General features: G+C 37.9%; 9 protein-coding genes. All 9 read left to right on the forward strand.

Translation table 11 applies throughout. The features are described 5' to 3' along the window. Positions 1 to 35 precede the first annotated feature (35 nt). The 9 genes from dinB (at position 36) to ACE025_RS02515 (ending at position 12605) form a co-directional block, all read left to right on the forward strand. Positions 36 to 1178, forward strand: coding sequence for a DNA polymerase IV (gene dinB / locus ACE025_RS02475; RefSeq protein WP_485937124.1), 1143 nt, complete (start codon positions 36 to 38; stop codon positions 1176 to 1178). A 173-nt stretch (positions 1179 to 1351) separates the two neighbouring features. Beyond that, a complete protein-coding gene (locus ACE025_RS02480) occupies positions 1352 to 2035 on the forward strand; it encodes a metal-dependent hydrolase (protein ID WP_485937126.1) in 684 nt (227 codons plus the stop codon). Between the two features lie 30 nt (positions 2036 to 2065). Next, positions 2066 to 3406, forward strand: coding sequence for a DRTGG domain-containing protein (locus ACE025_RS02485; protein ID WP_485937128.1), 1341 nt, complete (start codon positions 2066 to 2068; stop codon positions 3404 to 3406). Positions 3407 to 3456: 50 nt separating this feature from the next. Continuing rightward, on the forward strand, positions 3457 to 4413 hold the full coding sequence (locus ACE025_RS02490; protein WP_485937130.1) for a DHH family phosphoesterase: 957 nt from the start codon (positions 3457 to 3459) through the stop codon (positions 4411 to 4413). Positions 4414 to 4723: 310 nt separating this feature from the next. Beyond that, positions 4724 to 6835, forward strand: a complete 2112-nt coding sequence (locus ACE025_RS02495; protein WP_485937132.1) for a transglycosylase domain-containing protein — start codon at positions 4724 to 4726, stop codon at positions 6833 to 6835. Between the two features lie 126 nt (positions 6836 to 6961). Beyond that, positions 6962 to 7315, forward strand: coding sequence for a YlbF/YmcA family competence regulator (locus ACE025_RS02500; RefSeq protein ID WP_485937134.1), 354 nt, complete (start codon positions 6962 to 6964; stop codon positions 7313 to 7315). 146 nt (positions 7316 to 7461) lie between these two features. Beyond that, the gene (locus ACE025_RS02505) at positions 7462 to 8709 is read left to right on the forward strand and encodes a metallophosphoesterase family protein (protein WP_485937136.1); all 1248 of its coding nucleotides are present in this window, start codon (positions 7462 to 7464) and stop codon (positions 8707 to 8709) included. Further along, positions 8699 to 11551, forward strand: coding sequence for an ATP-binding protein (locus tag ACE025_RS02510; RefSeq protein WP_485937138.1), 2853 nt, complete (start codon positions 8699 to 8701; stop codon positions 11549 to 11551). The genes ACE025_RS02505 and ACE025_RS02510 overlap by 11 nt, the downstream gene beginning before the upstream one ends. A gap of 85 nt (positions 11552 to 11636) precedes the next feature. Continuing rightward, entirely contained in the window at positions 11637 to 12605 is a 969-nt protein-coding gene (locus tag ACE025_RS02515; RefSeq protein ID WP_485937140.1) for a 3'-5' exoribonuclease YhaM family protein, read from the forward strand. Positions 12606 to 12626 lie beyond the last annotated feature (21 nt).

Genomic DNA, 12626 nt, shown 5'->3' on the forward strand with positions numbered 1-12626 from the left:
TCAAGTGAAGAAATAGCAGAAAGGAGTATTGAAGGATGGACATAGGAATCTTGCATTTTGATGAACCCAAGAGAGATACGTCAAGAAAAATTATTCATGTAGATATGGACGCCTTCTATGCTTCTGTGGAAGAGCGAGAAAATCCTAGTTTAAAAGGGAAACCAGTCATCATTGCACGGCATCCAAAAGAAACTGGCGGTAAAGGTGTAGTAGCTACCGCTAATTATGAAGCTCGCAAATACGGAATCCATTCTGCGATGAGTTCACAAAAAGCTTATGAACTTTGCCCTCAAGGAATCTTCATACCTGGGAATTTCGATCTCTACCGAGAAATATCTGCCCAAGTACGCGAGGTATTTAAGCGGTATACTGATATCATTGAACCTTTGTCTCTGGATGAAGCCTACTTAGATGTAACGCAAAATAAAATAGACATGAAAAGCGCTACTTTATTAGCGAAAAGAATCCAATACGAAGTTTGGAATGAAGTCCATCTTACTTGTTCTGCAGGCGTTTCTTACAATAAGTTCATTGCCAAGTTAGCTTCAGATTATCAAAAACCTTCTGGTATTACAGTCATTCCACCAGATGAGGCATCAAATTTTTTAAGAAATCTTCCCATAGAAAAGTTTTACGGCGTAGGAAAAAAAACCGTCGAGCGAATGCATGAACTGAACATCTTTACAGGTGAAGACTTGTATCAGTTAGACCAAATGGCACTGATCCATTATTTTGGAAGAATGGGATACTCATTGTATCGAAAGGTACGTGGAATCGATGATGCACCTGTGCGAGTTAGTCGAGAAAGAAAGTCGATCGGTAGAGAGTATACGTACAACCAAGTACTCCAAACGGATGATGAAGTCATTGCCGAATTAAGGAGATTGTCTTCGAAAGTTTATGAGTCTCTTGTCAGTCACCAAAAGCATGGGAAAACGGTTGTTTTGAAGATCCGTTATGCAGACTTTGAGACGGTCACAAAACGAGTAACACTGCCAAATTATTTAACGAATGAAAAAGATATTTTTTTTCATGCAGAAAGTATGTGGTATGAGATTGGAAAAATAGAAAATGAAGTTCGTTTACTTGGAGTAACCATAACCAATTTAGATCCTATTACTTTTGAAAATATCGTATTGCCGTTATGGGAACAAAATAAGGAGCACAAAAAACCTTGATACAAAGTTGGCACAACAGAGAATGGTATTTTCTTTGGAAGAGTTGATTTTTTATCAAGGTTTTTGTTTTGTATTCTTCTAAAGACCTTTCTAGTTTTTACCAACATTGAATGGTATAATAAAAAATAATGATACAGTTAGTCGAAATCTGTACTACTAAGGAGAGATAAATGATGAAGTTATCTTGGCATGGACAATCTTGTGTAAAGATAGTAACTGACTCTGAGCATCATATTCTTATTGATCCATTTATAACAGGAAACGGCAAAAGCGACTTAGATGCAAATACAGTCGAAGCAGACGTTATCATTCTTACTCATGCACACGAAGATCACATTGGAGATACTGAACCGATTGCTCAAAGAACAGGAGCGTTGATCGTATCTACTGTAGAAATCGCCTCGTTTTTCAAGTCAAAAGGTTTTAAGACTCATGGGATGCAAATGGGTGGAAAGCACTTGTTTAAATTTGGAGAAATCAAACTCACGCAGGCTATTCATGGTTCATCTTATGAAATCGATGGAAAACCCTTTACTTTAGGTTTGGCAGCTGGAGTATTGTTTACTGCAGATGGACAGACCATTTACCATGCCGGAGACACAGCATTGTTCAGCGACATGAAATTGATCGGCGCATACAAAAAAATCAATGTAGCATTTTTGCCTATTGGAGACAACTTCACAATGGGACCTGAAGACGCTGCGATAGCAGCACAATTGGTAAGGGCAGAAAAAGTTGTTCCAATCCACTACAATACTTTCCCTTTGATTGAACAAGATGGAAAAGCGTTTTGCGACAGTCTTCCAGAAGAACAAGGGTTGTATTTGGAAGTAGGAGAACAATGGAAACTCACATAGAATAGATTAGACATAAATAGGGGTTATCAAATGGCGACGAAGCACAATCAAATTTTAAATCATATTGAAAACTTGCCTGTAGGGGCGAAAATATCGGTACGTTCCATAGCTAAACACTTAGGTGTAAGTGAAGGAACTGCTTATAGAGCAATCAAAGATGCAGAAAATGAAGGAATGGTTTCGACTATTCAACGCGTAGGGACTATTCGTATCGAGCGGAAAACAGCAGACAGCATCGAGATCTTGACGTACGGTGAAACCGTCAATATTATTGAAGGATCTGTACTTGGCGGAGAAGACGGGTTAGATAATCCGTTGAGAAAGTTCATTATTGGAGCCATGGAAGAAGAAGCTATGATTCGGTACATTACTCCAGGTTCTTTGATGATCGTGGGGAACCGGGAGAATGCGCAGCAGCTGGCACTAAAGCATGGAGCGGCTGTCTTGATAACAGGAGGGTTCAATGCCTCCCCGGAAGTGATCAGGCTGGCTAACAGAATGAACCTGCCAGTTATTGGAACTAGTTATGATTCATTTACAGTGGCAACTATGATCAACCGTGCTATGGCGGACCAACTCATCAAAAAAGAAGTGATGTTGATTGAGGACATCTTTATTCCCTTGTCCCAAACCATTTATTTAACGGTGGAAGACACGATAAAGGAATATCGTGATTTAAATAAACAAAGCCAACATTCGCGTTTTCCTGTTGTAAATAAGAATATGCGGGTCATTGGAATCGTTACGGCTAAAGATGTGATTGGTAAACCCGACACTGTTAAAATCGAGCGAGTGATGACCAAAAACCCGGCGTCAGTCAAAACGCATATGAGTGTAGCCAGTGTAGCTCATTTAATGATTTGGGATGAATTAGAAGTAATGCCTGTTGTGCAAGATGATTTGACGTTGATTGGAATCATTTCAAGGCAAGATGTGATGAAAGCAATGCAAACTACACAACGACAACCCCAAATGGGTGTGACGATCTCAGATCAAATCGTTGAACAAGTAGAGAAAGTTGCAGAACCAGAAGTGGAAGAAGATTCTTATGATACAGCTTTGCCCAAATATTCTTTCAGAGTCACTCCTCAAATGACAGATCCGGTAGGAAATGTTTCTATTGGGGTATTGAGTGAAATGATTTCGCATGTGGCTACATTAAGTTTAGAAAGTGTTAAAAAAAGAAATGCCGTTATTGAACAATTCAATTTGTTCTCTATTAAAATGATTCAAATAGGCAGCGAACTGATCATCAAACCTAAGCTGTTCGAAGTCGGTAGACGATCATCAAAATTAGATGTGGAAGTTTATCATGAGAACATTCTCGTGGCTAAAGCCATGGTCGTTTGCCAAATCATGCAACGCACTTAAGCGAGAAAATACTGTCTGTTGAATTGTTCAGCAGATAAAGGAGAGAAAAAATGTCTAAATCAACTTATGCTCAAATTCTTGAAACAATCAAACGATACCAAACGATTATCATTCACCGACACATGAGACCAGATCCAGATGCGATTGGATCTCAAGCAGGGTTAGCAGAATTGTTAAAAACTTCTTTTCCGGAAAAAAGAATCTTAACAGCTGGAGAAACTGTCGGAGATTTAGGGTTTTTAGCTGAAATGGATGAAGTAGCAGATGCAGATTATTCTGGAGCGCTAGTCATTGTAACGGATACTGCAAACACTCCTCGTATTAGCGATAAAAGATATTCATTAGGAGATGCGCTGATTAAAATAGACCATCATCCTAACGATGACTCATACGGTGATATAGTATGTGTCAATACCGAAGCAAGCAGCTGCAGTGAGATCATTGCAGACTTTTACCTGAGCTATGAAAGCCAATTGACACTGTCAAATGAGGCTGCACGACTGCTTTATGCAGGAATTATTGGGGATACTGGAAGATTTTTATATCCTTCAACAACACCTAAAACAATGCGTATAGCGGCGTCCTTGATGGAATATGATTTTGTTCCAAATGAAATCAGCAACCTGTTGAACACTATGCCGAGAAAAGTAGCTCAATTATCCGGATACGTATTGCAGAATTTGGAAATCAGTTCTACTGGAGTAGGTAAAGTTGTTTTAACAACTGAATTAATGAATGAATTTGATGTAACAGATACAGAAACTGCTCAAATAGTTTCTTTGCCGGGAACGATAGATGAAGTGTTGCTGTGGGGGATTTTTGTAGAACAATCAGAAGGTTATTTCAGATGCCGACTACGTTCAAAAGGTCCTATTATCAATGAAATTGCTAAACGTCACAATGGTGGCGGCCATCCTTTAGCCAGCGGAGCAAATGCCAAAGACTTGAAAGAAGTAGAGCAAATCATTTCAGAGTTTGAGGACTTAGCGAAAGATTGGGCACAATAGAAAAAAACGTATGAAGTAAGAAGAGGAGATGAATATCTGCCTCTTTTTTCTTTGTATTCGAAAGATGTTGACTTTCTTAATTATTTTGTCATAAATTGGTCAAGGGGGTGCTAAATGAGAGAATAGCAACATGTAAACCCCTTTATTGTTGGATTTATCGATTTATTTAAATAGATAATCTTATTATTAAGCATGCACCTCCTACTTGAGGAGGATGTTTTTTAAACTTGTTTTTGGTAAACTATTTTTGACTCATAGGAAATCAGCAAGCAAAAAGCGAATAGGAAATGAATAATAAGGAATGAATGAGATGGAAGAAAAAATAAAAATTTACTTAAACAAATTTTGGAAATGGATATCCCCCTATTTGATTCAACTTAAGAATCATTTTATTCGCATATGGAGAAAATTTCATGTTGGGAAAATATTGATTTTATTGGGATTGATTATTTCTTTATTTGCAACGATTTCGTTATATATCTATGCAAAAGTGGAAGACGTGGAAGATTTAAAAGCAGGGATCGAACAAGTTACGACCGTATACGATCGTAATGAAGAAGAAGCGGGAACTTTGTATTCTCAAAGAGGGACTTATGTCTCTATCAAAGACATGTCTCCAGAGCTGATCGATGCTGTAATAGCAACAGAAGATACCCGTTTTTATAAGCATAAAGGATTTGACATCATTGGAATCGGTCGAGCTGCCGTTCAGTATGTATTGAAAGGCGGCCAGATCAGCGGTGGAGGAAGTACAATCACTCAGCAATTGGCGAAAAATAGTTTTTTGACGTTAGATCAGACATTGATACGGAAGTTGAAAGAATTGTTTTTATCTATTGAGATTGAAAAAGAATACACGAAAGATGAGATTTTGGAAATGTACTTCAATAAATCTTATTTCGGTAATGGAGTTTGGGGTGTTGAAGATGCTTCGCATAAATACTTCGGCAAGTCTGCTGCTGAATTGAATTTGGCAGAATCGGCTACATTGGTAGGGATGCTGAAAGGACCTTCGAATTACAACCCGATAGATGACATGGAGAAAGCAATAGGACGAAGAAACATCGTTTTAGATTTGATGGTAAATAATGAAACAATCACTCGAGATACTGCAATTGCAGTCCAGCAGGAAAGCTTAGCTTTGGTTGACAATTACCAAGAATCAAATGGGTACAAATATCCGTATTATTTTGATGCCGTGATCAGTGAAGCAATAAAACATGGATTTACGGAAGAAGAAATATTAGGCGGCGGATATAAAATTTATACGTCATTAGATCAAACGTATCAGCAAGAAATGGATCAAATTTATAAAAATGATGCGTATTTCGAAGATGCAAATGACGGAACGTTATTGCAGAGTGCTTCGATTATGCTGGATTCTAAAACAGGAGGAGTCTTGGCGGTTATAGGCGGAAGAGGAGAGCATTCGTTTAGAGGGTATAATCGTGCTACTCAATCTACATTGCAGCCTGGATCGGTATTGAAACCCTTGTCTATTTACACACCGGCGTTAGAGAAAAATTATGACTTGGATTCAATTCTTCCAGATGAAGAAGGGCTGAAATTTGGAGAAGACAATTATTCGGTCTCGAATGCAACCAATCAGTATTTAGGAGAAGTTCCTCTTTATAAAGCTGTAGCCGATAGTTTAAATGTTCCAGCAGTATGGTTGTTGAATGAGATTGGTTTGAACGCAGGAATCAAGAGCTTGTCTAAATTTGGGATCAAAGTGACCAATAAAGAAGACAAAAACTTATCCGCTATTGCGTTGGGCGGAATGGATAAAGGTGTTTCCCCATTAGACATTGCCAGTGCCTATACCGGGTTAGCTAATGGAGGAATCCGCAGTAAAGGATACTTCATCACAAAAATCGTTGATTCAACAGGAGCTGTAGTGGTGGACAACGAGAAACCGAAACAAAATAGAGCAACCTCTCCAGAAGTTGCTGAAAAAATGACCAGTTTATTGATCGGGGTATTTACAAATGGTACTGGGGAACGCAATAAACCAGCTGGCTATACGATAGCTGGTAAAACGGGAAGTACTCAGTTGACGTTTGAGAATGAATACAATGGAACTAAAGATCAGTGGACAGTAGGCTATACTCCTGACATCGTATTGACGACATGGATGGGCTTCGATCATACTGATGAAGAACACCACATGACGACCAGCAGTGCCGCTTTAGGCGTAGGTCCGTTGTTCAAAGCACAAATGGAACAACTGCTGCCTCATACGCCTTTAACAGCGTTTGAAACGAAAAGTGCTGAAACACTTGTAGCAGAAGAAAATCCGCAGGAGGATTGGAAAAAAGACATCAAAGAATCAGTTGATAACTTGAAAGAAAAAATCAATGATGGCGTTTCAACTCTAAAAGAAAAAACATCAGGTTGGTTGAACGGTGTTTTCGGTAATTAAATTTTTTATGAAGTATTAACTTTTTATGTGAAATAACCTCTATTTCTAGTGCAATGACTCGTGAAATGTTATAGTTAGTGAGATGTAACGGTTCACAATAATTTATCAGGAGAGTGATTGACTATTATGAGTACAAATGTTTATGATACAGCCAACCAATTAGAGAGAGAATTAAGAGAATCTGAAAACTATGTGCAATTGCAAAATGCATTATCAGCTATTAAAACAGATACTGAAGCAAGTAATGTTTTTCAAGAAGTACAAGGCATCCAAATGAAATTGCAACAAAAACAACAAAGCGGCTTAGAGATCACTGAAGAAGATATTCAAGAAGCTCAAACGATTTCAGAAAAAGCTGGCGAAAACGAAAAAGTTCAAAACTTGATGCAAGCTGAACAACAAATCAGCTCTATGATAGACGATCTTAACCGCATTATTATGCAACCAATCCAAGATCTATACCAAGGTCAAGCTGAATAAGACCGATTTGGACTTCAAATTATTAAATCAGTAAAAAGCTGTCTCTTATGAGGCAGCTTTTTTTGCATTATTTTTGTAAAAAAGAACATACGTACGCCTCTTTTCTGTATAATAGATGTATATAAAAAAAGAAAGAGGTAAAGTAAATGGTGCGATTTATTCATGCAGCCGATTTGCATTTAGACAGTCCTTTTAAAGGAATTAAAAGCTTGCCTGCTTTCGTATGGGAAGCTGTCTATCAATCTACTTTTCAAGCGTTGACGCGGTTAGTGGATCTGGCTATCAAAGAACAAGTGGATTTTATTTGTTTAGCTGGAGATATCTATGATGGTGAAGATCGTAGTGTGAAAGCTCAAGCTTATTTAAAAAAAGAAATGACACGTTTAAAAGAAGCTAACATATCTGTATATTTGATACACGGAAATCATGATTATATGGAGCAGCAGGGATTGCACTTGGACATGCCGAGTAATGTGATGATTTTTAAAGACACAGTAGAAACACTGTATCACGAAACGACACAGCAAGAACGGATTGCATTGACTGGATTCAGTTACAACAAACGATGGATAACAGAAAAAAGAATCGCTGATTATCCAGCACGACGCTCCGATGTAGATTACCATATCGGCCTGTTGCATGGTTATCAAGAAGGAAATTCATCTGAACATGACCGCTATGCGCCGTTTAATTTGATTGAATTAAAGAGTAAACAATATGACTATTGGGCATTGGGGCACATTCATAAAAGACAGGTCTTGTCTGAGCGCCCTTTAATCGTTTATTCAGGAAACACTCAAGGAAGAAACAGAACAGAAAGTGGTTCTAAAGGTTGTTATATGGTTACACTGGAAAAACACACTGAGGATATACAGTTTCATTCTTTAGCACCTATTGAATGGGAAACTATTGAAGTTTCTTTAAAAAATAAACAGACACTGCAAGAAGTCTATCACGTACTTAATGAAGTGGTTTCTCAGTACCAAGAAACTACGCACAGTACACTGTTGACTATAGAACTAACTCATACAGAAGGATTGATGGATGGTGTTATACGTAAGCTTCATCAAGGGGATTTGCTAGAAGGGCTGCAAGAGATATCTCATAAGATTCCTTTTGTTTTTGTAAATCAGCTATCTGTTCAAGTGAAAAAAGAAGCGAATCTTCCTTCTTTGATTCAATTGTTCCCAGAAGAATGGAATCAAACGATCAAAGAGCTGCAAGAAAACGAATTGTTTGATGAAGTAACGCAAAGTTTCTTTCAGACTCAAAGAGTTGATGATGTCTTACAACCAAGAAATGAAATGTACCGAAAGAAGATCGTGCAAATGGCTGAACAAGAGATTCGTCAGCAATTGGGGGATCCTGAAGGAAGTGATATAAATGAAGATTAAAGACATAGAAATCTACGGTTACGGAAAATGGGTGGACAAACATTTTACAGATATCGGTTCTTTGAAAATCTACTATGGAAAAAATGAAGCTGGAAAAACGACATTGATGTCTTTTATCCATAGTGTTTTGTTTGGATTTCCGACGAAACAAAGCTCTGAATTACGCTATGAGCCAAAGGAGAGCACACGCTACGGGGGACGTCTGACCGTAACAGATACACCATATGGAGATGCAGTGATAGAACGAGTAAAAGGGAAAGCCAATGGAGATGTGACCGTTACGTTGAGCAGCGGGGTAGCAGGCTCGGATGAATTGTTAGAAACTATTTTATATGGAATAGATAAAAAAACTTATCAAACGTTGTTTTCTTTTGATCTTGACGGATTGCAGGACATGCAAAAGATGAATCAAAAAAAATTAAATCGCTATTTCTTAAGTATTGGTACACTGGGTAATGAACAGTTGCTGCGCGTAGCCGATAAATTTGAAAAGAAAGCGAATGAGTTGTATAAACCAACCGGACGCAAACCAGAAATCAATCAAAAGATAAGGCAAGTAGAAGCTAAAAGAAAACAAGTGCAAGCAGCCAAAGAAAAAAATCAGCAATATATGGAATTTTACCAGTTCAAGACCGAGTTAGAAGAAAAAATCCAACACAGTAAAGACAAACGGAATGAGCTGGAAGAAAAAATCCAAGACTATCAAAGGTTAAATGCAAACTGGAGTCAGTATGCAGAAATGCAGTCGATCCAACAACAAATGACTAAGGAAAAATTGAGAGAGCTTCCTGAAGAGGGGCTGTATCAGCTCAACAACCTTCAAGAGCGCATTGGAGAAATCAAGAGGAAAATCACCGAGATCCATGAGGAATTGTTGACGATCCAAAAGAAACAAGAACCGTCCAGGAAGTTGGAGTTTTACTTTAACAATGAAAGAACTGTCGAAGAGTTGTTGTCGGAATTAAATGACATCCAACAACAAGCTGCTGAGCAAGAACAGCTGCAAGTAGAAGTTCACCAACTGGAACAACAACTTATTCAAAAGAAATTTGATTTAGGCTTGTCTCCGGATAGTTTGATTCCGGAACCATTGCCTAATGATGTCAAACAACGATTCTATGAATTGAAACAGTTGACGAAAAATGTTGAACAGGAATTAGAAGAGACCAAAGAGAAAGAACAATATTTGAATTACCAAAATCAAAGCTTGTTCCAGCAATTGGATATTATTGAGCAGCAATTATGGAGCCAAGAAAAATTCCAAGATGCCGAAAAAGAGTATAAAAAAAGAAATAGTAAAGAAACAGCATATACTACTAGCAGAACGACAACCAAACAGACACTTGGAAGTAAAAGGAAAAGTCTCCTCTTCTTGATTCTAGGAGCCATAGCTGTAGTAAGTGGTCTCGTGATCAATGATGTCTTGGGATATGGTTTGATTGGTATCGGGATATTATCTGCTATATGGGGTTTGAAAGGGAAGTCAGATGCGTCTGTTGAACTGTCTGACAATCAGCCTGCATCAGAAGAAGTGTTTTCGGATATTTCTTATGAAGCTTTTATTCAGCAAAAAGAACTTAAAAAACAGTGGCGGGAAAAATTAGTTGAAAACGACCAAGTAACTTTTGACCTCAATCAAATCAGAGAACTGGTTGTTCGATTAGACAGTGAATGGAACGATTTGCAAAAAGAAGAAAATGGATTGAGATACCAATACGGTTTTCCAGCATCATTTTCTATCCCAGACGAAGAAACGGATTCAGACCCGTTCCAGTTTGTTCGTGGATTGAATGAGGACGTTCGGACAAAAGAAAAAAGAATAGCGGAACTGGAACATTCTATTGGTTATTGGAGTGAAAAAGCGAGTATTTTGGAGTCCGTCGTTTTCCTCGACTGGAATTCCTTGCCCAGCATTATAAATGGGTTGGTGAATTATAAAGAAGAAGTAGCTAATGAAAGAATCCAGCGCAATCAGTTGCTTCAATCTGAAAAAGAAGTCCATAATCGACTACAGCACTGGGACAAGCAACAAAAGGAATTGGAAACACAACGAATGGAACTGTTTCGTTCAATTCATGTTAAAGATGAAGATGAATTCCGAAAAAAATATATTTTGTTCCAAAATCTGACAGATAAAAAAGAACGGTTGAGTGTGCTGGAAACGCAATTGATCGACGATTTGAATTTATATAATCAATTTAAAGATCAAACAGAATTAAAAGAAAGTATTCAGGAAAAGTCTGCTGATATAGGGAAAATGAAGCAGACAGAGGAAGAGATGCTGAATGAAAAAATCAACTGCGAATTGTCTATGCAGCGCCTTGAAGAAGGCGGAGAGTATTCAGTTCTTTTACAAGAGATGAGCAATTTAGAAAATGAGTTGCAAGTTATCGTAGATGAGTGGGCAAGTTATAAAATAGCGTCTACAATGATCGAGAGGACATTGAATTTGGCTAAAAAAGATCGTTTCCCTCAAACTATAATAGATACTTCAACATTTTTTACCTTATTAACAAGAGGAAATTACCAAAAAGTTTATGTAGAAGAAGAACAACTTCTTGTACAGCGCCAAGATGGAGCATTATTCGATGCAGCAGAGTTGTCCAAAGGAACTGCGGAGCAACTATACGTAGCCTTGCGTTTTGCTTTTGTGAAAAATACGAGTGATTTAGTGAAGCTTCCTTTACTGATTGATGATGGTTTTGTCAATTTTGATTCTCAAAGAAAAAATGAAATGTTTGAATTGATGGATCAAATGAGTCAAACAACTCAAGTCCTTTATTTTACCTTCGATGAGTCCATAGATCAAAGTTATCCACAAGAAACGATAGAAATGCTATAATGAAAGTGTTGAAAGCATTATTTGACATTGAACTTAAACAAAGCGAATGAGATAAGAGTGTAATAGTATTTAGAGGAGGGACATGATGTCAGAAAAGAATTTATATGAATACAACGTTGATGATACATTCGAGATATTTTTATTGATCAAATCAGCTGAAGTACGAGTAGCTAAAAATGGGAAAAGATTTATAGCGTTCACGTTCCAGGACAAAAGTGGTCAAATGGATGGTAAGTTTTGGGATGCTTCTGCGGAAGACATTGAGAAATATGTTGCTGGTGCTATTGTTAAAGTGTCAGGGAAAAGAGAACTCTATCAAGGGAATCCACAGATAAGAATTTTCAAGTTGCGTTTAGCTTCAGTCGGAGAGCCCGATAAAGCAGAGCAGTTTATTGAAAAAGCTCCTATCAAGAAAGAAGATATGATAGAGGAATTGAACCAAACATTATTCGAGATTACTAATGCGCACTGGAATCGGATCGTTCGCCACTTGCTGACGAAGTACCAAAAAGAGTATTTCGAAGCTCCAGCGGCTAAAAGATTCCATCATGCATTCCATGGCGGACTGGCTTTTCATACATTGTCTATGCTGAGATTGGCAAAAACAGTAGCCAATCAATACGAGAATATCAATAAATCTCTATTATATGCCGGAGTCATTATCCACGATTTAGGAAAAGTGTTGGAGTTGACAGGACCTGTTTCTACAGAATATACCCTTGAAGGAAACTTGATCGGACACATTGTGCTGGTTGATGAAGAAATCTCTAAGGCTTGTGCAACGTTGAAAATTGACGAACGTATAGAAGACGTGTTGTTACTGAAACATATGGTTTTAGCGCATCATGGAAAATTGGAATTCGGGTCACCAGTCCAGCCAAAATTGAGAGAAGCTGAGATCCTTTACCATTTGGATCATTTAGATGCTACAATCAACATGCTGGATAATGCATTGAGCCGCACCGAACCGGGAAGCTTTACAGAGCGTATCTTTGGTTTAGACAACCGTTCATTTTATAACCCTTCTCAAACAGAACCAACAATAAGCGAATAAACGAAAAAAGGTGAGACCTCA

The sequence above is a fragment of the Desemzia sp. AGC72 genome (assembly GCF_057334175.1).